Genomic DNA, 204 nt, shown 5'->3' with positions numbered 1-204 from the left:
CCGCAGAGGGGGGAGGGTTTTTCCCGCGCTTCTCCCGGAAGCGTTGATTGATCCCAAGTCCCCTGCCCGCCCGCTCGCGTAAAGACCCGCTGAAGACCCGATGGCCAAGCCCGCCCCCAAGCCCCCCGCCCCGCCCGCGCCTGCGAAAAAGCCCGCGGCCGCCCGCTTCGCCCTGCCGAAATCCGCCGCCTTGACCAGGGCCGT

Origin of the sequence: Methylobacterium platani (assembly GCF_001653715.1) — a bacterium.
In the GTDB taxonomy this organism is placed as follows: domain Bacteria; phylum Pseudomonadota; class Alphaproteobacteria; order Rhizobiales; family Beijerinckiaceae; genus Methylobacterium; species Methylobacterium platani.
Note: the sequence above shows the minus strand (reverse complement) of the source record.